Source organism: Pseudomonas sp. S06B 330 (assembly GCF_002845275.2).
Classification (GTDB): domain Bacteria; phylum Pseudomonadota; class Gammaproteobacteria; order Pseudomonadales; family Pseudomonadaceae; genus Aquipseudomonas.
Genome location: NZ_CP088149.1, coordinates 40,078 through 61,333 on the forward strand (window position 1 = coordinate 40,078; position 21,256 = coordinate 61,333).

Here is a 21,256-nt window from a genome sequence, read left to right on the forward strand (position 1 = left end):
CCTCGGCAGGAGGTAATCCTGTGCCGAGCATAGACGCCCTCGCCGATCGCCTGTCGACCTACCTCGGCGCAGACCAGGTCAACCTGGTGCGCCGAGCGTACTTCTACGCCGAACAAGCCCACGATGGCCAACGCCGTCGCAGCGGCGAAGCCTACGTCACGCATCCGCTGGCGGTGGCGAGCATCCTTGCCGACATGCACATGGACCATCAGAGCCTGATGGCGGCCATGCTCCATGACGTGATCGAAGACACCGGCATCGCCAAGGAAGCCCTCAGCTCGCAATTTGGCGAGACTGTGGCCGAACTGGTCGATGGGGTCAGCAAACTGACCCAGATGAACTTCGAGACCAAAGCCGAAGCCCAAGCGGAAAACTTCCAGAAAATGGCCATGGCCATGGCCCGGGATATCCGCGTCATCTTGGTCAAGCTGGCTGACCGCCTGCATAACATGCGCACCCTTGAGGTGCTGTCAGGCGAAAAGCGCCGGCGCATCGCCAAAGAAACCCTGGAAATCTACGCCCCCATCGCCAATCGCCTGGGGATGCACAGCGTGCGCGTGGAATTCGAAGACCTCGGTTTCAAGGCCATGCACCCGATGCGCTCCGCGCGCATCTACCAGGCGGTCAAGCGCGCTCGCGGTAACCGCAAGGAAATCGTCAACAAGATCGAGGAGTCGCTGGCCCACTGCCTGGCCGTCGACGGTATCGAAGGCGAAGTCAGCGGCCGTCAAAAGCACCTCTATGGCATCTACAAGAAGATGCGCGGCAAACGCCGGGCCTTCAACGAAATCATGGATGTCTATGCGTTTCGCATCATCGTCGACAAGGTAGATACCTGCTACCGCGTGCTCGGTGCCGTACACAACCTGTATAAGCCACTGCCCGGACGCTTCAAGGACTACATCGCGATTCCCAAGGCTAACGGCTACCAGTCGCTGCATACCACCTTGTTCGGCATGCACGGCGTGCCGATCGAAATCCAGATTCGCACCCGCGAAATGGAAGAAATGGCCAATAACGGCATTGCTGCCCATTGGCTGTACAAGTCAAGCGACGACGAGCAACCCAAGGGCACCCATGCTCGCGCCCGCCAGTGGGTCAAAGGCGTGCTGGAAATGCAGCAACGTGCGGGCAACTCGCTGGAATTCATCGAAAGCGTAAAGATCGACCTGTTCCCGGACGAGGTCTATGTGTTCACGCCCAAAGGCCGGATCATGGAGCTGCCAAAAGGCTCCACGGCGGTCGACTTCGCTTATGCAGTGCACACCGATGTCGGCAACAGCTGCATCGCTTGCCGGATCAACCGCCGCCTGGCGCCGCTGTCCGAACCGCTGCAGAGCGGCTCGACGGTCGAGATCGTCAGCGCGCCTGGCGCCCGACCGAACCCTGCCTGGCTCAACTTCGTGGTCACCGGCAAAGCCCGCACGCACATCCGCCACGCCCTCAAGCTGCAGCGCCGTTCCGAGTCCATCAGCCTCGGCGAACGCTTGCTGAACAAAGTGCTCAATGGCTTCGACAGCGCCTTGGACAAGATTCCCCAGGAACGCATCCAGGCCATGCTCAGCGAATACCGCCTGGAGCAGCTCGAGGACATGCTTGAAGACATCGGCCTGGGCAATCGCATGGCCTATGTGGTCGCCCGCCGCCTGCTCTCCACCGAGGGCGAGCAGTTGCCGACCCCTGAGGGCCCGCTGGCAATCCGCGGTACCGAAGGCCTGGTACTCAGCTACGCCAAGTGCTGTACACCGATCCCCGGCGACCCGATTGTGGGTCACCTGTCGGCCGGTAAAGGCATGGTCGTGCACCTGGAGAACTGCCGCAACATCAGTGAAATCCGACACAACCCGGAAAAATGCGTGCAGCTGTCCTGGGCCAAGGATGTCACGGGTGAATTCAATGTCGAACTGCGTGTCGAGCTGGAGCATCAACGCGGCCTGATCGCGCTGCTGGCCAGCAGCGTCAACGCCGCCGACGGCAACATCGAAAAAATCAGCATGGACGAGCGCGATGGTCGCATCAGCGTGGTCCAACTGGTGGTCAGCGTTCACGACCGCGTGCACCTGGCCCGCGTGATCAAGAAACTACGCGCCCTGACCGGAGTGATCCGTATCACCCGCATGCGCACGTAGCCCAATAACAGCAAGGAGTCATCATGTCCAAGACCGTCATCACCAGCGACAAGGCCCCAGCCGCCATCGGTACGTACTCCCAGGCAATCAAGGCCGGTAACACGGTGTATATGTCCGGCCAGATCCCGCTGGACCCGAAAACCATGGAGCTGGTTGAAGGCTTCGAAGCCCAGACCGTTCAGGTCTTCGAAAACCTCAAAGCCGTCGCTGAAGCGGCCGGTGGTTCGTTCAAGGACATCGTCAAGCTGAACATCTTCCTGACTGACCTGAGCCACTTCGCCAAGGTCAACGAGATCATGGGCAAATACTTCGAGCAGCCTTACCCAGCACGCGCCGCCATCGGCGTTGCTGCACTGCCACGTGGCTCGCAAGTTGAAATGGACGCCATCCTGGTCCTCGAGTAATACCCCGCGCGGCGGGCCGCCTGGCCCGCCCTCGCTTTGCCCCGGAAAGGACCCCGCCATGCGCCAAGCGCTCGCCCTGACCCTGGCTGCTGCACTGCTGAGCGGATGCGCAAGCCACAAACCTGAAGACTACAACGGCATCTGGATCAACCAGAAAGCCATCGATAGCGCTGCCAAAGGCATCAGCCTGCGCCAGGCCCTGAAAGACAACGGCCCAAACTTCGAATGGAAGCTCAATATCGCCGCTGGACAAGCCAGCGTTGATAATGGCTTTGAACTCGCAGAAGGCCAGCTCACGGCTGGTGACAAGCAATACCAGGTGGTATTCCCTGGCAACCACGTCGAAACCCTGACGCTGGACGGTGATGAGCTGGTCCAGAACACCAGTCAGTGGTCGCCTCAACAAAGCTTCGAGAAAGCCCGTAGCCCCGCACCAATGGGCGCCCGTACCGGCACCACCTTCGAGCAGGCCCTGTACAGTGCCTACCTGGGTGGCGAGTGGAAGATCATGGCAGGCCCAGGTCAAGGCGGAACGGTGCATTTTCGCGACAATGGTGTTGTCGAGGGCTTGCCCAGCCTGGACCGCTACGCCCTCTGCCTGGCTGGCGACTGCGCCGACATGAGCGGCGCCAACGACAGCCTCTGGCTAGAACGCAATCAGCGCGGCGCACCGTATATTTTCAAGCGCGACGGTGATCAACTTGAAATTCTGCGTGCTCTGAACAGTGCGCAGCCTGATGAGAAACCGCAACTCAGCCCTGGCCCTCGCCAGTGGCTACTTGAGCGCGACTGACTCAGCCTTTGCCTTCCAGGATCGCTGCATAGCCTTCCTGGTAGCTCGGGTACTGTGGCACCCAGCCCAGCGCCCGAGCACGGGCATTGCTGCAACGCTTACTGCCGGTGCGACGCACCCGTTCCTGCTCCGACCATTGCGTGACCCCCATGTACTGGCGTAGCCAGGCCACCACGTCAGCCAGTGCTGCTGGTGCATCGTCCACGCCGATGTAGCAACCCTCAAGCACCTGCCCCTGATCATCGGCCTTGAGCAAGAAAGCGAGCAAGCCGGCAGCATCGTCAGCATGAATGCGATTAGCGAACAGCGGCGGCTCTTCAGTTACCCGATAACCCTGACGAACCTGGCTAAGCAACCACTCACGCCCTGGGCCGTAGATACCGGTCAAGCGCACGATGGTTGCCGGAATGCCGCTGGCCAGCGCCAACCGCTCGGCCTCAAGCATCACCGTTCCGGTGTAATTGTGCGGCTCGGTCACCGAGGTTTCATCGATCCACTCGCCCTCCTTCTGGGCATACACGCCACTACTCGAAACGAACAGCAAGCGCCGCGGCTGCTGACCACGCTCGGCCAGCCAGCTCAGAACATGGCGCAGCCCTTCAACATAAGCCGCCTGATAACCCGCCTGATCGTGCTGGCTGGCGGCTGCGCAATAGACCAGGTAGTCCGGCGACTCCATCGGCCAGGCGTCAGGGCAACGACTGTCGAACAAGTCGCCAGCAATGCCCTTTACCCCTTCAGGGAGTTGCTCGATTCTGCGGCGCAGCCCGCTGACCTGCCAGCCACCGACCTGCATTTGCTTGGCCAGACGGCCACCGACATCGCCACAACCGACGACCAGAACTGAAGGCGCAGACATCCTGAAACTCCAAAAATCAAAGGCCCAGCCTATCCAAATAAATCGATAGGCGGCTAGCTATAGTGGAAAAAAAGTAACTTTATTACTTCTGCTAACAAGAATTACTTGCAATAATGGCTGCCCAAATTTTGTTCTCGGCCTGTCTCGAGGCCTAGAAGGACAACCACCTCTTTCTTCTTCATCAGGTCCGGCCAGCATGACACGTATTCAACCTTCCGCTTCGCCAACCACGCCGCGCGCATGGCGCGCCATTGCCGCGCTGATGCTCAGCCTGGTCATGGCCCCGGCTGCACTGGCCGATGAGCCGACCACTCCTGCCGCTACTCCCGCTGCCGCCGTAGCCCCTGCTGTGCCCGGCGCCAGCCAGCCAGCCACCCAGGCCGATCCTGCTGCAAGCCCGGCCGCCGCTGCCGCCGCGCCAGTTGATGGTCAGCCCGTCAGCGAAACCGAAGAAGTCGAAGCACTGGTCGAAGACACCAGCCTGGGCATGGCCCACGACCTGTCGCCATGGGGCATGTACAAAAACGCCGACATCGTGGTCAAGATCGTCATGATCGGCCTGGCCATCGCCTCGATCATCACCTGGACCATCTGGATCGCCAAAGGCTTCGAGCTGATGGGCGCCAAGCGTCGCCTGCGTGGCGAAATCGCTGCCCTCAAGCGTGCCACCACCCTCAAGGAAGCCAGCGACTGCTCCAATAAAGAGGGCACCCTGGCTCACATCCTGGTCCACGATGCTCTGGATGAGATGCGCCTCTCGGCGAATGCCCGTGAGAAAGAAGGCATCAAGGAACGCGTCAGCTTCCGTCTTGAGCGCCTGGTAGCGGCCAGCGGCCGTAACATGAGCAGCGGCACCGGAGTATTGGCCACCATCGGTTCCACCGCACCGTTCGTCGGTCTGTTCGGTACAGTATGGGGCATCATGAACAGCTTCATCGGCATCGCCAAAACCCAGACCACCAACCTCGCGGTGGTTGCCCCAGGCATCGCCGAGGCCTTGCTGGCCACCGCGCTGGGCCTGGTTGCTGCGATCCCGGCCGTTGTGATCTACAACGTCTTCGCCCGTTCCATCGCTGGCTACAAGGCTCAGGTATCGGACGCCTCGGCTGAAGTCCTGCTGCTGGTCAGCCGCGACCTGGACCATCAGCCAGGTGAACGCGCCACTGCACCTCACATGGTGAAAGTGGGGTAATCCATGGGCCTGCATCTTAACGAAGGTGGCGACGACCTCGCCGAGAACCACGAAATCAACGTCACGCCGTTCATCGACGTGATGTTGGTCCTGCTGATCATCTTCATGGTGGCAGCGCCTCTGGCAACCGTTGATATCAAGGTCGACCTGCCCGCCTCAACCGCCAAGCCGGCGCCGAGGCCGGAAAAGCCGATATTCCTCAGCGTCAAGGCCGACCAGAATGTCTATGTCGGCGAAGAGCAGGTCCAACGCGACCAGCTCGGTGCAGTACTCGACGCCAAGACCAAGGGCGATAAAGACACCACGATCTTCTTCCAGGCGGACAAAGGCGTGGATTACGGTGACTTGATGGAAGTCATGAACTCACTGCGCGCGGCCGGTTACCTGAAAGTCGGTCTGGTCGGTCTTGAGACGGCAGCCAAGAAATGATCAAGACGCGGCATAAGCTGGCGCGTTACAGCACTAGTCTGGCGGTTGTGCTGGGTATCCATGCCATCGCCGTGCTGCTGACGCTCAATTGGTCGGTCCCCCAGGCAATCGAGCTGCCGCCTGCGGCAATGATGATCGAGATGGCCCCGATGCCGGAACCGGCACCGCCACCGCCCCCCAAAGTGGTAACCCCGCCACAGCCGCCAGCGCCGGTCGAAGAACCGCCGTTGCCGAAGCTGGCCGAGGCACCGAAGCCAAAGATCGCTGTTGCCAAACAGGTCAAGCCTAAAGCTAAACCGCAGCCGCCCAAGCCTGAGAAAAAGCCTGAGCCGCCGCAGGAAAAGCCAGCCGACGAAGAAGTGGTCGATACCCCGCCGACAACAGCGCCGACGCAAAAATCGGCTGCTCCAGCGCCGAGCATCGCCACCAACAGCAATGCCCTGCCAACCTGGCAGAGCGACCTGCTGCGTCACCTGGCGAAGTACAAGCGCTACCCGGAAAACGCTCGGCGCATGCGCATGGAAGGCATCAACCGACTGCGATTCGTGGTGGATGGCGAAGGCAAGATCCTGTCGTACACCTTAGCTGGCGGCTCGGGTAGCGCAGCACTGGATCGAGCGACCTTGGAGATGATCCGTCGCGCGCAGCCTGTACCTCCACCGCCTAAGGAATTGCTCAATAACGGCAGCATCGAGGTGATTGCGCCTTTCGTCTACTCGCTGGACAAGCGCTAACGCTTTGTTTCTGTCACAAACAAGCAACTCTGATAACGTGCGTCTATCGATTGCAGCCGCTATGCTGGGGCCGCAACTTCATGGACGCACGTTATGACCCTCACAGAATTGCGCTACATCGTCACCCTCGCCCAAGAGCAACACTTCGGCCATGCCGCCGAGCGCTGCCACGTCAGCCAACCGACTCTGTCGGTAGGCGTGAAGAAGCTTGAGGACGAGCTCGGTGTACTGATCTTCGAGCGCAGCAAAAGCGCGGTACGCCTGACCCCGGTTGGCGAAGGCATCGTCGCCCAGGCCCAGAAGGTCCTGGAACAAGCCCAAGGTATCCGCGAACTGGCCCAGGCCGGCAAGAATCAGCTGACCGCACCGCTGAAAGTCGGTGCGATCTACACCGTCGGCCCGTACCTGTTCCCGCACCTGATCCCGCAGCTGCACCGGGTCGCCCCGCAGATGCCGCTGTACATCGAAGAGAACTTCACGCACATCCTGCGCGACAAGCTGCGCAACGGTGAGCTCGACGCGGTGATCATCGCCCTGCCGTTCAACGAGGCCGATGTCCTGACCTTGCCCCTGTACGATGAACCCTTCTATGTCTTGATGCCCAGCGAACACCCGTGGACCAAGAAAGAGACCATCGACGCCAGCCTGCTCAACGACAAGAGCCTGCTGCTCCTGGGTGAAGGCCACTGCTTCCGCGATCAGGTGCTCGAGGCGTGCCCAACCCTGGCCAAAGGCAGTGACGGTGCCAAGCACACCACGGTCGAGTCCAGCTCGCTGGAGACGATCCGCCACATGGTGGCCTCGGGTCTAGGTGTGTCGATCCTGCCGCTTTCGGCGGTCCACAGCCATCACTATGCCCCTGGGGTCATCGAAGTGCGCCCTTTGAGCCCACCAGCACCGTTTCGCACCGTGGCAATCGCCTGGCGCGCCAGCTTCCCGCGACCGAAAGCGATCGAGATCCTCGCCGACTCCATCCGCCTGTGCTCGGTGGCAAAACCCACTGTGAGCCAGTAGGAAGTCGCCATGCCGGAGTTGTCCCAGGTATCGGTGACTGCACTGAAGGGCGTGGGCGAAGCCATGGCCGAGAAGCTCGCCAAGGTCGGCCTGGAGAACCTCCAGGACGTGCTCTTCCACCTGCCCTTGCGCTATCAGGACCGCACCCGTGTGGTCCCGATCGGAGCCCTGCGCCCTGGCCAGGATGCGGTGATCGAAGGCGTGGTCAGCGGCACCGATGTGGTCATGGGCAAGCGCCGCAGCCTGCTGGTGCGCCTGGGTGATGGCACTGGCGTGTTGAGCCTGCGCTTCTATCACTTCAGCAATGCGCAAAAGGAAGGCATGAAGCGCGGCACCCATCTGCGCTGCTACGGCGAAGCCCGTCCCGGTGCCTCTGGCCTGGAAATTTACCATCCGGAGTACCGCGCCCTGACTGGCGACGAACCGGCACCGGTGGAACAGACCCTGACACCGATCTATCCGACCACCGAAGGCCTTACCCAGCAACGCCTGCGCCAGCTGTGCCAGCAGAGCCTGGCGATGCTCGGCCCACGCAGCCTGCCCGATTGGATGCCAGCGGAACTGGCCCGGGATTATCAACTCGCACCACTCGCCGATGCCATCCGCTACCTGCATCACCCACCCGCCGATGCCGATGTCGATGAGCTTGCCGAAGGTCAACACTGGGCCCAGCACCGTCTGGCGTTCGAAGAGTTGCTGACCCATCAGCTATCGCAGCAACGCCTGCGCGAAAGCCTGCGCGCACAACGGGCGCCGGTACTGCCCAAAGCCACGCGTTTGCCCCAGCAGTACCTGGCCAACCTTGGCTTCGCCCCGACTGGCGCCCAGCAACGGGTCGGCAACGAGATTGCCTACGACCTCAGCCAGCCGGAGCCGATGTTGCGCCTGGTCCAGGGCGACGTTGGCGCCGGCAAGACCGTGGTTGCCGCCCTCGCGGCCCTGCAAGCCCTGGAGGCGGGTTATCAGGTCGCGCTGATGGCACCCACCGAGATTCTCGCTGAACAGCACTTCGTGACCTTCAAGCGCTGGCTGGAGCCGCTGGGCATTGAAGTCGCCTGGCTGGCCGGTAAGCTCAAGGGCAAGGCCCGGGCCAGCGCTCTGGAACAAATTGCAGGTGGCGCCCCCATGGTGGTCGGTACCCATGCGCTGTTCCAGGACGAAGTGAAGTTCAAGAATCTAGCCCTGGCGATCATCGACGAACAACATCGTTTTGGCGTCCAGCAGCGCCTGGCCCTGCGTCAGAAAGGTGTTGGCGGCCAGCTCTGCCCACACCAACTGATCATGACCGCGACGCCAATACCGCGCACCCTGGCAATGAGCGCCTACGCCGACCTGGACACCTCGATCCTCGATGAACTGCCGCCCGGACGCACCCCGGTCAACACCGTGCTGGTAGCTGACAGCCGGCGCTTCGAAGTGGTCGAACGGGTGCGCGCCGCCTGCGCTGAAGGGCGTCAGGCCTATTGGGTCTGTACCTTGATCGAAGAGTCCGAGGAGCTGACCTGTCAGGCCGCGGAAACTACCTTTGAAGAGCTCGGCAGCGCCTTGGGCGAGCTGCGTGTTGGCCTGATCCACGGGCGCATGAAGCCCGCTGAAAAGGCCGCAGTCATGGCCGAGTTCAAACAAGGTCATCTGCAACTGCTGGTGGCGACCACAGTGATCGAGGTCGGGGTCGATGTACCCAATGCCAGCCTGATGATCATCGAAAACCCTGAACGCCTGGGCCTGGCCCAACTGCACCAGTTGCGTGGTCGGGTCGGCCGCGGTAGCGCGGCGAGCCATTGTGTACTGCTCTACCATCCGCCGCTGTCACAGATCGGTCGTGAACGGCTGGGAATCATGCGCGAAACCAATGACGGCTTCATCATTGCCGAGAAAGACCTCGAACTGCGCGGCCCAGGCGAGATGCTAGGCACCCGCCAGACAGGGCTGTTGCAGTTCAAAGTCGCCGACCTGATGCGCGATGCCGATCTGCTACCGGCCGTGCGTGATGCCGCTCAGGCGTTGCTGGCGCGCTGGCCTGAGCATGTCAGCCCACTGCTGGACCGCTGGCTGCGCCATGGCCAGCAATATGGACAGGTGTGACGCCCGTCCCAGAATGGATCCAGCTAGGACCTCAAGCTGGTTATACTCTTGCGATTGTAAAATTTCTGGATACAGACCATGACTGAAGTTGCCCTGGACACCGCAACCCCCCACGCTCCGTCTGTTATCCGGCTGCTGCTGGAAAAGCTCGGCATCGCCTATCGCGAAGTGCTCGACAACCCAAACCTGTTACCTGAGCGCAAGGTCCAGGCGGTGCTGCTCGATGACGAAGTCGGCGCCCTGATGGTGCTGTTTCCACAGAGCCACCTGCTCGACCTCAATCGCCTCGCCGAACTGACCGGTCGCAAGCTGGCCGCCGTGCCTCTGGATCGCCTCAAGCATATGCTCGACAAGCATGGCCTGAAGAAGCTCCCTGGCCTTGCGGCGCTGACCAGTTCACCGTGCCTCTATGAAGAAAGCCTGCTGAAACCTGAGCGTCTGCTGGTGCACTCCGGTGAAGACGGCATGCTGCTGGAGTTCGAGCGCGATGACTTCAAGAAAATGCTTAGCAAAGCCAGCACGGGCAATTTCGGTGAGCCACTGAGCAGCATCCGTCCGAACCTCGATCGCCCGACGGACGACCGCGAAGAGATCAGCCAGGCGGTCCAGGCATTTACCGCTCGACGAATCCAGCAGCGCCTGGAAAACACCATCGAGATTCCACCGCTGGCGGAAACCGCGCAAAAAATCATCAAGCTGCGCGTCGACCCTAATGCCACCATCGACGACATTACTGGCGTGGTCGAGACCGACCCGGCCTTGGCCGCCCAAGTCGTCAGTTGGGCGGCTTCGCCCTACTACGCTTCACCGGGCAAGATTCGCTCGGTCGAAGATGCCATCGTGCGCGTGCTGGGCTTTGACCTGGTGATCAATCTGGCGCTGGGACTGGCGCTTGGCAAGACCCTGAGCCTGCCCAAGGATCATCCACAGCAAGCAACACCTTACTGGCAGCAGTCAATCTACACCGCCGCCGTGATCGAAGGCCTGACCCGCGCCATGCCACGTGCAGAACGTCCAGAAGCGGGCCTGACCTACCTCGCCGGACTGCTGCACAACTTCGGTTATCTGCTACTGGCGCATGTGTTTCCGCCGCATTTCTCGCTGATCTGCCGTCATCTGGAGGTCAACCCGCACCTATGCCACAGCTACGTCGAACAGCACCTGCTGGGGATCAGCCGCGAACAGATCGGGGCGTGGTTAATGCGCATGTGGGATATGCCCGAGGAGCTGGCCACCGCGCTGCGCTTCCAGCACGACCCACAGTACGATGGTGACTACGCCGCCTTTCCCAATCTGGTGTGCCTGGCGGTGCGCCTGCTGCGCACCCGCGGAATTGGTTCGGGCCCGAACCAGCCGATCCCCGACGAACTGCTTGAGCGCCTGAGCATCAGCCGTGAAAAGGCCGATGACGTGGTGAACAAAGTGCTGGAAGCAGAAGCGCTGCTGCGCGAGCTGGCTTCACAGTTTAGCCAGCACTGAGCCTATGGCCTGACCGAGGAGGTCAGGCCTTTTTCTTCGGCTTCAAGTACTTCATCAGGCCCTGGAACCAGATCACCAGTGCCGGATTGCCCTTAATCTGGATGCTCTTGTCCTGAATACCCTGCATGAACGCCAATTGCTTGTTCTTCGCTTGCAGGGTGGCAAAGCCGAACGCTGCATCCTTGAAAGCGATGGCAAACGCAGGTTGGGGGTGTGTGCCGGACTGACTGCTGATACGCAAATCTTTGACGATGAAATGCCGCGCAACTTTGCCATCGAGGGTCTGCAGCTGGAACACCAGATCCTTGTCGGCCAGTTGCTGCTGGAATGCCGGGTTTTTGCGACTGGCCTTGGCCATCAACAACCCCATGGCCCAAAGGAGAAAGCGAAACTTCATATGCGCGCCTCGGCTAAAAAGTGACTGGCGAAGCAGTTTATAGTCTCGCTACAAAAACACCATACTTTGCCGCTCTTTTCGCGAAGTTCAGCGCTGTTGCCTCTGTAACCACGTAATTCCCTCGTTCGCAGCTGGCCCGGCAATAAAAAACGGGCACCGTGATCGGGTGCCCGTTTTTTATTGCAATCAACCTGTGTGAGGCATCACGGATTGACGCTGTCCTTCAGGGATTTGCCTGGCTTGAACGCAACGGTGTTGCTGGCTTTGATTTTGACGGGCTCACCGGTCTGCGGATTCTTGCCAGTGCGAGCACCGCGGTGGCGCTGCAGGAAGGTACCGAAGCCGACCAGCGTCACGCTGTCTTTGCGATGCAGGGCGCCAGTAATTTCTTCGAGCACAGCGTTGAGCACGCGATTGGCTTGCTCTTTGGTGAGATCGGCCTTTTCAGCGATAGCTGCGGCGAGTTCTGGTTTGCGCATAGTGAAGCCTCTTAGACGGTTTTTTGTTGTTATGCCGTGCTGCTCTTCGAGAACAGCGCCCAAGGCACCGCAGGCTCTAAACTGCGGCAGACGGGAGTGAGGATGGCATGCCGTCCGGGGCCGCGCCAGTCTCTGGGCGGCCATTGTTAAGGCAAAGGCAGGGGAAAACCGACAGAACGCCAGCTATTTACGCCATCAACGCCGGAAGTTGCCGATTTAGAGCCAGCTTCTCCATCACCGCCGAGCCCGTCAGGGCGTAACCGAGCAAGTTGCCGTCGGCATCATGGCAGAGCACCTTGAGGTCCATGCCCTGTCCTTCAACCTGCCAGGTGCCATCACGCCCGTGGGGCGGCGGCGATACTACCAGTGGGCAGGCTGGCGTCTTCACCGTCACTGGCATCGGGCCGTAGGTGACCGCCGTCGGGTTACCGGCCAGGGTTTGCGCCAGAGCACGTGCGCAGCTCATCAACGGCATGACATACAGAAGGTTGAGGCTATCGACCTCGGCGCAGTCGCCCAAGGCGTAGATGTTGGCATGGGAGCTACGCAACTGGCGGTCGACGACTACGCCCCGGTTGACCTGCAACCCCGCAGCGGCGGCAAGGTCGATGCGTGGGCGCAGGCCGACAGCGGAAACCACCAGGTCACACGGGATCAGCGTGCCATCGGACAGATGGGCCTCGAGCCCACCTGCAACGCGCTGCAGCCGGGTCAGTACCGGCCCCAGATGGAAGCGTACCCCTAGCCCTTCCAGGCCGGCTTGCACGGCGCCAGCTGCCGCCGGGTGCAGCAAGGTCGGCATGACTTGCTCGCAGGGCGCGACCAACTCAACCTGGAAGCCTCCCTGGCTCATGTCGTTGGCGAACTCACAACCGATCAGCCCAGCCCCCAGGATCAGCACCCGCTGCTTGCCGGCAGCGGCAGCACGAAAGCGGGCGTAATCTTCCAGGTCGTTGATCGGGAAGATCGCCTCAGCACCATCGCCTTCCACCGACACTTGTACGGTTTGCGCGCCCCAGGCCAGGATCAGGTCTCGATAGGTCACCTGCTCTTCACCAATCCACAGGCGCTTGTGGCCCGGGTCGATGCCACTGATGCGCGTGTGGGTGCGCACTTCAGCCTTGAGCTGTTCAGCCATGACGCCAGGCTCGGCCATGCTCAGGCCGTCGGCATCCTTGTTCTTGGCAAAACCTGTGGACAACATTGGCTTGGAATAGGAACGACCGTCGTCAGCGGTAATCAACAGCAGCGGCGTATCGCTGTCGAGCTTGCGAAATTCACGGGCCAAGTTGTAGCCCGCCAACCCTGTACCGACAATTACCACGGGTGCCGTCATGCCATATTTCCTTGTGTCCTGGTTAAACAGTGATCAGTTGATTTCAATCATTTCAAAGTCCATCTTGCCCACACCGCAATCCGGGCACAGCCACTCTGCCGGGACGTCTTCCCAACGGGTGCCTGGGGCGATGCCATCATCCGGCCAGCCTTCGGCCTCGTTGTAGATCAGGCCGCAAACAACACACTGCCACTTTTTCATCACATATTTCCTCAACAAACCCAGGCATTGGAGTGGCCGCTCTCGGTGTAATTACAGTGGCGACCATCTAAGAAGGGGGCTTTGTACTGGAGCCAGGTGCCAGCATGCAAGCCGGATCGGGCAATCATGCTAAGCTCGCGGTCTCTTTGGCCTGTTAATCCATACCATCGTGCCGTACGAAACATCGCAAGCGCCCGCTGCAGAATGGTTGCAGTACTCTCAGGTAGCAGACAGCGCAACGCCTGCGCTCCTCGACTGGTTGTTCGATCAAGGATCATTGACCCGTCGCCTGACTCGATTATCCGCCGATCACTTTTCTGTTACACCCCTTTACGAGGGCTGGCAGCCCCTGCGTGACGACGAATGTCAGGCACTGGAATTGCCGCTCAACAGTGAAGGTTGGGTACGCGAAGTGTACTTGCGTGGCCATGGCCAGGCCTGGGTATTCGCCCGTAGCGTAGCGGCGCGCAGCGCCCTGGAAAGCGGTGGGCTGGACATGGAAGCGCTGGGCAGCCGCTCCTTGGGTGAGCTGCTGTTCTGTGACCAGGCATTCACTCGCCGCGCCATTGAAGTCTGCCATTATCCCAGCGCTTGGTTACCGGCCATAGACGCCAGCAACGCGCTCTGGGGGCGCCGTTCGCGCTTTGACCGCGCAGCGCTGAGTGTATTGGTTGCCGAAGTTTTCCTGCCATCGCTGTGGCAGGCTGCTGAGATTCCTGGGGAGATCCACTGATGTACGTGCAGCTGCTCAAGTCGCTCAATCGTCTGCATCCACGGGCCTGGGACTTCATTCAGCTGAGCCGCATGGACCGCCCAATCGGTATCTACCTGCTGCTGTGGCCCACCCTTTCGGCGGTTTGGATCGCTGCCAAGGGTACGCCGACTGTGGCCAATGTACTGATCTTCACGCTCGGCGTGGTGCTGATGCGGGCCGCAGGCTGCGCGATCAACGACTTCGCCGACCGCAAAGTCGACGGTCACGTAAAACGCACTGCCGACCGCCCGTTGGCCGCCGGTCGAATCAATGCTCGAGAAGCACTGATGCTGTTTGCCGTGCTGGTCGGTGTGAGTTTTCTGCTGGTGTTATGCACCAATGCCAGCACTGTCTACTTGTCGTTCGGCGCGGTGGCGCTCGCGGCTTGCTACCCCTTCATGAAACGCTACACCTACTATCCACAGGTAGTGCTTGGCGCAGCGTATTCATGGGGTATTCCCATGGCCTTCACCGCCGCCAACGGCGAGCTGCCAGCCATTGCCTGGCTGCTGTATATCGCCAACCTACTGTGGACCGTGGGTTACGACACTTACTACGCCATGGTCGACCGCGATGACGACCTGAAGATCGGGGTCAAATCCACTGCGATCCTGTTTGGTGAGGCTGATCGGGTGATCATCCTGACCCTGCAAGTATTGTCGTTGGGCTGTTTGCTGATGGCTGGCAACCGCTTCGAGTTGGGTGGCTGGTTCCACGTGGGGCTGCTGGCAGCCTTGGCGTGTTTTATCTGGGAGTTCTGGACGACCCGTAAACTGGATCGCGAATCCTGTTTCAAAGCCTTTTTGCATAACCATTGGGCCGGGCTGCTGGTGTTCATCAGTATCGTCATCGACTACGCAGCGCGCTGACTGCCCGCAGGCAGACAGCGCGTGCTTGCGATTACTTGATCACGTGCCAGACATCCTTCATGCCATCGCCGGTCATGTCTCCAGCTTTCTTGTCTTTGACAAAGGTGTACACAGGTTTACCTTTGTAAGCCCATTGCATCAAACCGTCGTCGCGCTCGATCTGTGACCAACCCTCCTCGGCCATGTCGCCGTTCTTGACCATCAGCGGCGGCCAGTTCTTGGCACACTCATCGTTGCACATGGATTTTCCACCCGAATCCTTGTCAAAGGTGTACAGCGTCATGCCGGCTTGATCGACCATCACTCCGTCTTTCATCATGGTGTGATGGGCCGACGCGATCCCCGGCAAGGCCAGAGCCACTGCAGTGCAAAGCGCCATCCAGTTCAGCGTATGTCGTGTCATTGGATCCACCGTGTTTCTCGGGAGAGGGAATTTAAGCCTAGCCCAGTAACTGAATGTTGCAGCGCTGCCCACGACCTGTCACACGACTGCAATAATTCCGTTATCTAATGCGGGCCAAGACACCGTTAATGGAAGAGGTTCAAGCATGGTTGGCAGAAACATTCTGATCGTTGACGACGAAGCGCCAATTCGCGAGATGATCGCCGTTGCATTGGAAATGGCCGGCTATGACTGCCTGGAAGCAGAAAACTCTCAGCAGGCCCACGCCATCATCGTCGACCGCAAGCCGGACCTGATCCTGCTCGACTGGATGCTCCCGGGCACGTCGGGCATCGAGCTGGCCCGACGCCTCAAGCGCGATGAACTGACGGGCGATATTCCAATCATCATGCTCACCGCCAAGGGTGAGGAAGACAACAAGATCCAGGGGCTTGAAGTCGGCGCTGATGACTACATCACCAAGCCGTTCTCCCCGCGTGAGCTAGTAGCCCGCCTCAAGGCAGTACTGCGCCGCGCCGGGCCAAGCGATGGCGAGGCACCGATTGAGGTGGGGGGCCTGCTGCTCGACCCGATCAGCCACCGGGTAACCATCGATGGTAAACCGGCCGAAATGGGCCCAACCGAATACCGTTTGCTGCAGTTCTTCATGACCCACCAGGAACGCGCTTATACCCGGGGCCAGTTGCTTGATCAGGTCTGGGGCGGCAATGTCTATGTCGAAGAACGCACCGTCGACGTGCACATCCGTCGTCTGCGCAAGGCGCTGGGTGAGGCTTACGAAAATCTGGTACAAACCGTCCGTGGCACCGGTTATCGCTTTTCCACCAAGAGCTGAACCGCTATCTACGCCGAAGTATTGGAAAGGACGCGTCGTTAATTGAACCAGAACTGGCATGGCACCCTGATTCGCCACATGCTATTGCTGATTACCGCCTGCCTGCTGGTTGGCTTGATCAGCGGCTACTACGGTTGGAGTCTGGCCGTGGGCCTGGCGCTCTACCTGGGTTGGACCCTCAAGCAATTGCTGCGCTTGCATGAGTGGCTGCGCCTGCACAAGCCCGATGAGGCACCACCTGACGGTTATGGTCTGTGGGGCGAGGTGTTCGACAGCATTTATCACCTGCAACGTCGCGATCAACGTGTGCGCGGCCGCCTGCAAGCAGTGATCGATCGGGTGCAAGAGTCCACCGCTGCGCTCAAGGACGCGGTGATCATGCTCGACAGCGACGGCAATCTGGAATGGTGGAACCGTGCCGCCGAAACCCTGCTGGGCCTGAAAACCCCACAGGATAGCGGCCAGCCTGTCACCAACCTGGTTCGCCACCCACGTTTCAAGGAGTACTTCGAACAGGAGAACTACCTCGAACCGCTGGAGATCCCCTCACCGATCAATGATCGCCTGCGTGTGCAGTTGCACATCACCCGCTATGGCAATAACGAACACCTGATGTTGGTGCGCGACGTTACCCGCATCCATCAGCTGGAACAGATGCGCAAGGATTTCGTTGCCAACGTCTCGCACGAACTACGTACACCACTGACGGTAATTGCTGGCTACCTGGAAACCCTGCTCGACAACGTCGAAGAGGTAAATCCACGCTGGGTGCGGGCGCTGCAGCAGATGCAGCAGCAAGGCGGACGTATGCAAACGTTGCTCAACGACCTGCTGTTGCTGGCCAAGCTTGAAGCCACCGACTACCCCTCGGATAACCAGCCGGTAGCGGTCGACGCCCTGCTGCAATCGATTAAAGGTGATGCCCAGGCCTTGTCCGGGCAGCGTAACCAGCGCATCACCTTGGAAGCCACGCCAGGTATATACCTCAAGGGCAGCGAAGCGGAGCTACGGAGCGCGTTCTCCAACCTGATCTTCAACGCGGTCAAGTACACCCCGGACGAAGGGCAGATCCGCATTCGCTGGTGGGCCGACGAACAGGGCGCGCACCTTAGCGTGCAGGACTCAGGCATCGGTATCGACGCCAAGCACCTGCCACGCCTGACCGAGCGCTTCTACCGGGTCGACTCCAGCCGCGCCTCCAACACCGGCGGCACCGGCCTGGGCCTGGCGATCGTCAAGCACGTACTTTTGCGCCATCGAGCGCGCCTGGAAATCAGTAGCGTACCCGGTCATGGCAGCACCTTTACCTGCCATTTCGCCCCCATGCAGATTGCCCAGCGTCTAGCCTCGTGAAGGCTCGCCCCTAGGCAATCGCGCCCTCACCCGCTACATTGACGGACCTGTGCCAGCGACTGCTGGCACTGCATTTCTCTCTTTTTTCAAACGACGGACCCCGTAAAACCCCATCATGGACCCTTCCCCTGGTATTAGCCTCACCTCACTTTTCGCCGATTTCGGCATGATTCTTTTTGCTCTGCTGCTGGTGCTGCTCAACGGCTTTTTCGTTGCCGCCGAGTTCGCCATGGTCAAATTGCGCTCGACCAAGGTCGAGTCGATTGCTGTGCAGCATGGCTGGCGTGGGCAGATCCTGCGCACCGTACACAATCAGCTAGACGCCTACCTATCTGCCTGCCAGCTGGGTATCACCCTGGCCTCCCTGGGCCTGGGCTGGGTCGGTGAACCAGCCTTCGCGCACCTGCTCGAACCCTTGCTGGCCGCTGTCGGCGTGCAATCACCGGAGGTGATCAAAGCGGTATCGTTCTTCAGCGCCTTCTTTGTGATCTCCTACCTGCACATTGTGGTCGGTGAACTGGCGCCCAAATCCTGGGCAATCCGTAAACCAGAACTGCTGTCGCTGTGGACCGCCGTACCGCTGTACCTCTTCTACTGGATGATGTACCCGGCCATCTACCTGCTCAACGCCAGCGCCAACGCGATTTTGCGTATCGCCGGCCAGGGTGAGCCAGGCCCGCACCACGAACACCATTACAGCCGCGATGAACTGAAACTCATCCTGCACTCCAGCCGTGGCCAGGACCCCAGCGACCAAGGCATGCGTGTGTTGGCCTCGGCCGTGGAAATGGGCGAACTGGAAGTGGTCGACTGGGCCAACTCCCGTGAAGACATGGTCTGCCTGGACGCCCATGCGCCGCTCAAGGAAATCCTGGCGATGTTCCGTCGGCACAAATTCAGCCGTTACCCGGTATTCGATGCCGAACGCGGCGAGTTCGTTGGCCTGCTGCACATCAAAGACCTGCTGCTGGAACTGGCTGACCTCGACCATATTCCGGAGTCCTTCAACCTTGCTGAACTGACCCGGCCGCTGGAACGCGTATCTCGCCATATGCCCCTGGCCCACCTGCTGGAGCAGTTCCGCAAAGGCGGCGCGCATTTCGCCCTGGTCGAAGAAGCAGATGGCAAGGTGATTGGCTACCTGACCATGGAAGACGTGCTGGAAGTACTGGTAGGTGATATCCAGGACGAACACCGTAAAGCTGAACGTGGCATCCTCGCCTATCAGCCTGGCAAGCTGCTGGTACGTGGCGACACGCCGCTGTTCAAGGTCGAGCGTCTGCTTGGCGTGGACCTCGATCATATCGAGGCGGAAACCCTTGCCGGCCTGGTCTACGAGACTCTCAAACGGGTACCGGAAGAAGAAGAGCTCCTGGAAGTTGAAGGCTTGCGCATTATCATCAAGAAGATGAAAGGGCCGAAAATCGTCCTGGCCAAGGTTCTCAAGCTCGATTGATACGCTTCATGGGTTGCCGGCAGTAAAGTTCGGCAACCCATCGAGCGACTGGTTGAACTGGTAAGGAATCGACTCCAGCGCCAACCCCACGTTGCGCTGCACGACAAAATGCAGATGTGGACCGGTACTGTTGCCAGTGTTGCCGGATTTCGCCAGCGGTGTCCCATACACCACGCGCTGGCCCTCGCCGACTACCACTGAACCACGCATCAAGTGCAGATAGACGCCCATAGTGCCGTCGTCATGCAGAATCCGCACGAAATTGCCCGCCGGGTGCGTCCCGCGCCCACTCTGACTGTTCTCGGTCTTGATCACGATGCCCGCGCGAGAGGCAATGATCGGTGTGCCTTCAGGCATGGCAATGTCCATGGCGTAGCGCCCTTTGGGCCCAAAGTGGCTGTAGCGTCCGTTTGCCCCTTGGGTCAAGCGAAACGGTCCACCGCGCCATGGTAAGGGGTAACGGAAAGCGTTGTGGCGTTGTGCGGGGTTACCCAAGGCGTACTTGAATTTCTCTTGATAGCCCACCGGCTTGCCCGATTGCCGGGCACTGACGACCGTAAGCTCCACTGTCGAGCGTGCGGGCACCACGCGCCGGACAAGCCGTGATGTACCACCCTGAGCATTACTCAAGCGCTCCAGGCGCAACTCCACCTCTACCGGTGCATAGGTATCGTTACGCGCACTGAAGCGCACGCCTGTTGCCACCTGGTTGGCTTGTAGCTGGACCTGGCCTTCTAGCGTTTCGAGCATACGATCACGAAAGACTAAAGCCTTGGCGCCGACCATTGGCCGATCCGAATAGGAAACAACGCCGTAGGCATCGGTACTTTTGTAAATCGTCGTAGCCAGCACGGGCCCGCAGGCCAAGAGCAAGGCGTAGAACAGCAGCGAGCGTGCTGGCATGAATAGTGGCTTTTTGACAGTTAGTGATCTGTCGAAGCCTAGCAGCAGATTTTGCTGGGGGGATGCTGCGAGTGTTTCCGCGCTGTACCAGAAGACGAGCGGCGACCCCATCGCCGGCAATGCCGGCTCCCACAGGAGGAACTGCAAATTATTGTGGGGGCCGGCATTGCCAGCGATGAGGCCAATGCGAGCAATTGAGAAGCCGATCAGGCTCCGGGCACAAAGTGCTTCTGTGCCGTCCCGCGGGCAATCAGCCGCGACAGGTAATCGAGCTTCTGCGCATCCTGGTCAACGAATTTGAAGGTCAACTGCAACCAATCACTGTCCGGCTTGGGCTCCAGCGCTGCAATCGCATGCAGATAACCGTTGAGACGGGCGATCTCGGCGTTCTCGCCCTGCTCCAGGTCGAGCACCGCCCCCTCGAGTACCTGAGGCAGGGTTTCGCCACGGCGTACCACCAGCAGCGCCTCCTTGAGACTCAGTGCCTTGATCACGCAGGGTTGAACACCGCTTGGCAGGCGCAACTGCCCCTGGCCACGCCCCGCAGGTGCGGCAGCAGCAGGCTTGGGCGCATTGACCAGCGGCTTGGCCGCTGCCACGGGCGCCGCCGACACCGCAGGTTTTACCGTTTCGGCCCGCCCGCCGGTCAGGGCGCTCAGCGAGTCGTTGGCAAAGGCTGAATTAGCCCGGGTCGGCGCACTGGCCAGCAAGGTATCGAGCTTGCCAACCTTGGTCAGAGCTTTCTTCACCTTGGTCAGCAGTTGCTCATTGGTGAACGGCTTGCCGACAAAGTCGGAGACGCCCGCCTGGATCGCCTGAACCACATTCTCCTTGTCACCACGGCTGGTCACCATGATGAACGGCAGGGTCTTCATCGACTCCTGCTGTCGGCACCAGGTCAGCAGCTCCAGCCCGGACATTTCCGGCATTTCCCAGTCGCACAGGACCAGGTCAAAGGCTTCGCGAGTCAGCAAAGTCTGGGCCTTGCGGCCGTTGACCGCGTCCTCAATGACAATCCCCGGGAAATAGTTGCGCAGGCACTTCTTCACCAGGTCGCGAATGAACGGCGCATCATCCACAACCAACACACTGACTTTACTCATCGCCACTCCTATTGAATCCCGACTAGCATAACGCTGACTGATGGCCATT

The 21,256-nt window shown here is 60.2% G+C and carries 22 protein-coding genes; 14 read left to right on the top strand and 8 right to left on the bottom strand.

Translation table 11 applies throughout. The annotated features are described in order from the left end of the window. Nucleotides 1-20: 20 nt before the first annotated feature. The 3 genes from spoT to CX511_RS00220 are packed head-to-tail and all read left to right on the top strand — an operon-like array spanning nt 21 to nt 3,326. Nucleotides 21-2,129, top strand: coding sequence for a bifunctional GTP diphosphokinase/guanosine-3',5'-bis pyrophosphate 3'-pyrophosphohydrolase (spoT, locus tag CX511_RS00210; protein WP_045186181.1), 2,109 nt, complete (start codon nt 21-23; stop codon nt 2,127-2,129). Nucleotides 2,130-2,152: 23 nt separating this feature from the next. Further along, entirely contained in the window at nt 2,153-2,533 is a 381-nt protein-coding gene (gene ridA / locus CX511_RS00215) for a deaminase RidA (RefSeq protein WP_045186183.1), read from the top strand. A gap of 58 nt (nt 2,534-2,591) precedes the next feature. Continuing rightward, nucleotides 2,592-3,326, top strand: a complete 735-nt coding sequence (locus CX511_RS00220; protein ID WP_045186185.1) for a hypothetical protein — start codon at nt 2,592-2,594, stop codon at nt 3,324-3,326. A 1-nt stretch (nt 3,327) separates the two neighbouring features. Here the strand turns inward: CX511_RS00220 and CX511_RS00225 are convergent, their stop codons facing one another. Continuing rightward, complete coding sequence (locus tag CX511_RS00225; protein ID WP_045186187.1) at nt 3,328-4,185, bottom strand: SDR family oxidoreductase; 858 nt, start codon at nt 4,183-4,185, stop codon at nt 3,328-3,330. A gap of 196 nt (nt 4,186-4,381) precedes the next feature. Between CX511_RS00225 and exbB the strand changes: the two genes are divergently transcribed. The 6 genes from exbB (at nt 4,382) to CX511_RS00255 (ending at nt 11,118) form a co-directional block, all read left to right on the top strand. Next, nucleotides 4,382-5,377, top strand: a complete 996-nt coding sequence (gene exbB / locus CX511_RS00230; protein WP_045186188.1) for a tonB-system energizer ExbB — start codon at nt 4,382-4,384, stop codon at nt 5,375-5,377. Between the two features lie 3 nt (nt 5,378-5,380). Continuing rightward, nucleotides 5,381-5,806: a TonB system transport protein ExbD gene (gene exbD, locus CX511_RS00235; RefSeq protein WP_038615935.1), complete on the top strand. Its 426-nt coding sequence runs from the start codon at nt 5,381-5,383 to the stop codon at nt 5,804-5,806. After that, nucleotides 5,803-6,540, top strand: a complete 738-nt coding sequence (locus tag CX511_RS00240; RefSeq protein ID WP_045186189.1) for an energy transducer TonB — start codon at nt 5,803-5,805, stop codon at nt 6,538-6,540. Before exbD ends, CX511_RS00240 begins: the two co-directional genes overlap by 4 nt. Before the next feature lie 93 nt (nt 6,541-6,633). Then, nucleotides 6,634-7,554 (top strand): hydrogen peroxide-inducible genes activator, encoded by a 921-nt coding sequence (locus CX511_RS00245; RefSeq protein WP_045186190.1) that lies wholly within the window; start codon nt 6,634-6,636, stop codon nt 7,552-7,554. A 9-nt stretch (nt 7,555-7,563) separates the two neighbouring features. Next, entirely contained in the window at nt 7,564-9,639 is a 2,076-nt protein-coding gene (gene recG, locus CX511_RS00250) for an ATP-dependent DNA helicase RecG (RefSeq protein ID WP_045186191.1), read from the top strand. Between the two features lie 78 nt (nt 9,640-9,717). Then, nucleotides 9,718-11,118 (top strand): aminoacyl-tRNA deacylase and HDOD domain-containing protein, encoded by a 1,401-nt coding sequence (locus tag CX511_RS00255; RefSeq protein WP_045186193.1) that lies wholly within the window; start codon nt 9,718-9,720, stop codon nt 11,116-11,118. Nucleotides 11,119-11,140: 22 nt separating this feature from the next. Here the strand turns inward: CX511_RS00255 and CX511_RS00260 are convergent, their stop codons facing one another. The 4 genes from CX511_RS00260 to CX511_RS00275 all read right to left on the bottom strand — a co-directional run bounded on the left by CX511_RS00260 (nt 11,141) and on the right by CX511_RS00275 (nt 13,531). Beyond that, on the bottom strand, nt 11,141-11,515 hold the full coding sequence (locus CX511_RS00260; protein ID WP_045186194.1) for a helicase: 375 nt from the start codon (nt 11,513-11,515) through the stop codon (nt 11,141-11,143). Nucleotides 11,516-11,718: 203 nt separating this feature from the next. After that, the gene (locus CX511_RS00265; protein WP_003213368.1) at nt 11,719-11,994 is read right to left on the bottom strand and encodes an HU family DNA-binding protein; all 276 of its coding nucleotides are present in this window, start codon (nt 11,992-11,994) and stop codon (nt 11,719-11,721) included. Between the two features lie 187 nt (nt 11,995-12,181). Continuing rightward, the gene (locus CX511_RS00270) at nt 12,182-13,330 is read right to left on the bottom strand and encodes an NAD(P)/FAD-dependent oxidoreductase (protein WP_101293874.1); all 1,149 of its coding nucleotides are present in this window, start codon (nt 13,328-13,330) and stop codon (nt 12,182-12,184) included. Nucleotides 13,331-13,363: 33 nt separating this feature from the next. Next, the gene (locus tag CX511_RS00275; RefSeq protein ID WP_045186198.1) at nt 13,364-13,531 is read right to left on the bottom strand and encodes a rubredoxin; all 168 of its coding nucleotides are present in this window, start codon (nt 13,529-13,531) and stop codon (nt 13,364-13,366) included. 208 nt (nt 13,532-13,739) lie between these two features. On the opposite strand from CX511_RS00275, the gene CX511_RS00280 reads away from it, so the two are divergent. Beyond that, nucleotides 13,740-14,264 (top strand): chorismate--pyruvate lyase family protein, encoded by a 525-nt coding sequence (locus CX511_RS00280; RefSeq protein WP_045186199.1) that lies wholly within the window; start codon nt 13,740-13,742, stop codon nt 14,262-14,264. Then, entirely contained in the window at nt 14,264-15,154 is an 891-nt protein-coding gene (ubiA, locus tag CX511_RS00285) for a 4-hydroxybenzoate octaprenyltransferase (protein WP_045186201.1), read from the top strand. The genes CX511_RS00280 and ubiA overlap by 1 nt, the downstream gene beginning before the upstream one ends. Before the next feature lie 31 nt (nt 15,155-15,185). Here the strand turns inward: ubiA and CX511_RS00290 are convergent, their stop codons facing one another. After that, the gene (locus tag CX511_RS00290) at nt 15,186-15,557 is read right to left on the bottom strand and encodes a COG4315 family predicted lipoprotein (RefSeq protein WP_101293873.1); all 372 of its coding nucleotides are present in this window, start codon (nt 15,555-15,557) and stop codon (nt 15,186-15,188) included. A 145-nt stretch (nt 15,558-15,702) separates the two neighbouring features. Between CX511_RS00290 and phoB the strand changes: the two genes are divergently transcribed. From phoB to CX511_RS00305, 3 genes are all read left to right on the top strand, one after another. Then, nucleotides 15,703-16,392: a phosphate regulon transcriptional regulator PhoB gene (gene phoB / locus CX511_RS00295; protein WP_028942483.1), complete on the top strand. Its 690-nt coding sequence runs from the start codon at nt 15,703-15,705 to the stop codon at nt 16,390-16,392. A gap of 42 nt (nt 16,393-16,434) precedes the next feature. Then, nucleotides 16,435-17,745 carry a phosphate regulon sensor histidine kinase PhoR gene (gene phoR, locus CX511_RS00300; protein ID WP_045186205.1) on the top strand — a complete coding sequence of 437 codons (1,311 nt, stop codon included), beginning with the start codon at nt 16,435-16,437 and terminating at the stop codon, nt 17,743-17,745. A gap of 115 nt (nt 17,746-17,860) precedes the next feature. After that, nucleotides 17,861-19,201 carry a hemolysin family protein gene (locus CX511_RS00305; RefSeq protein ID WP_045186207.1) on the top strand — a complete coding sequence of 447 codons (1,341 nt, stop codon included), beginning with the start codon at nt 17,861-17,863 and terminating at the stop codon, nt 19,199-19,201. Between the two features lie 6 nt (nt 19,202-19,207). Here the strand turns inward: CX511_RS00305 and CX511_RS00310 are convergent, their stop codons facing one another. Then, nucleotides 19,208-20,104, bottom strand: a complete 897-nt coding sequence (locus CX511_RS00310; protein WP_045186209.1) for a peptidoglycan DD-metalloendopeptidase family protein — start codon at nt 20,102-20,104, stop codon at nt 19,208-19,210. 206 nt (nt 20,105-20,310) lie between these two features. Further along, nucleotides 20,311-21,207: a response regulator gene (locus tag CX511_RS00315; RefSeq protein WP_045186212.1), complete on the bottom strand. Its 897-nt coding sequence runs from the start codon at nt 21,205-21,207 to the stop codon at nt 20,311-20,313. Nucleotides 21,208-21,256: the final 49 nt, after the last annotated feature.

Excerpts from the sequence above, each read along its gene's own strand:
- ridA (WP_045186183.1), top strand. The coding sequence starts at position 2,153 with ATGTCCAAGACCGTCATCACCAGCGACAAGGCCCCAGCCGCCATCGGT.
- CX511_RS00220 (WP_045186185.1), top strand. The coding sequence starts at position 2,592 with ATGCGCCAAGCGCTCGCCCTGACCCTGGCTGCTGCACTGCTGAGCGGA.
- CX511_RS00225 (WP_045186187.1), bottom strand. The coding sequence starts at position 4,185 with ATGTCTGCGCCTTCAGTTCTGGTCGTCGGTTGTGGCGATGTCGGTGGC.
- exbB (WP_045186188.1), top strand. The coding sequence starts at position 4,382 with ATGACACGTATTCAACCTTCCGCTTCGCCAACCACGCCGCGCGCATGG.
- exbD (WP_038615935.1), top strand. The coding sequence starts at position 5,381 with ATGGGCCTGCATCTTAACGAAGGTGGCGACGACCTCGCCGAGAACCAC.
- CX511_RS00240 (WP_045186189.1), top strand. The coding sequence starts at position 5,803 with ATGATCAAGACGCGGCATAAGCTGGCGCGTTACAGCACTAGTCTGGCG.
- CX511_RS00245 (WP_045186190.1), top strand. The coding sequence starts at position 6,634 with ATGACCCTCACAGAATTGCGCTACATCGTCACCCTCGCCCAAGAGCAA.
- recG (WP_045186191.1), top strand. The coding sequence starts at position 7,564 with ATGCCGGAGTTGTCCCAGGTATCGGTGACTGCACTGAAGGGCGTGGGC.
- CX511_RS00255 (WP_045186193.1), top strand. The coding sequence starts at position 9,718 with ATGACTGAAGTTGCCCTGGACACCGCAACCCCCCACGCTCCGTCTGTT.
- CX511_RS00260 (WP_045186194.1), bottom strand. The coding sequence starts at position 11,515 with ATGAAGTTTCGCTTTCTCCTTTGGGCCATGGGGTTGTTGATGGCCAAG.
- CX511_RS00265 (WP_003213368.1), bottom strand. The coding sequence starts at position 11,994 with ATGCGCAAACCAGAACTCGCCGCAGCTATCGCTGAAAAGGCCGATCTC.
- CX511_RS00270 (WP_101293874.1), bottom strand. The coding sequence starts at position 13,330 with ATGACGGCACCCGTGGTAATTGTCGGTACAGGGTTGGCGGGCTACAAC.
- CX511_RS00275 (WP_045186198.1), bottom strand. The coding sequence starts at position 13,531 with ATGAAAAAGTGGCAGTGTGTTGTTTGCGGCCTGATCTACAACGAGGCC.
- ubiA (WP_045186201.1), top strand. The coding sequence starts at position 14,264 with ATGTACGTGCAGCTGCTCAAGTCGCTCAATCGTCTGCATCCACGGGCC.
- CX511_RS00290 (WP_101293873.1), bottom strand. The coding sequence starts at position 15,557 with ATGACACGACATACGCTGAACTGGATGGCGCTTTGCACTGCAGTGGCT.
- phoB (WP_028942483.1), top strand. The coding sequence starts at position 15,703 with ATGGTTGGCAGAAACATTCTGATCGTTGACGACGAAGCGCCAATTCGC.
- CX511_RS00305 (WP_045186207.1), top strand. The coding sequence starts at position 17,861 with ATGGACCCTTCCCCTGGTATTAGCCTCACCTCACTTTTCGCCGATTTC.
- CX511_RS00310 (WP_045186209.1), bottom strand. The coding sequence starts at position 20,104 with ATGCCAGCACGCTCGCTGCTGTTCTACGCCTTGCTCTTGGCCTGCGGG.
- CX511_RS00315 (WP_045186212.1), bottom strand. The coding sequence starts at position 21,207 with ATGAGTAAAGTCAGTGTGTTGGTTGTGGATGATGCGCCGTTCATTCGC.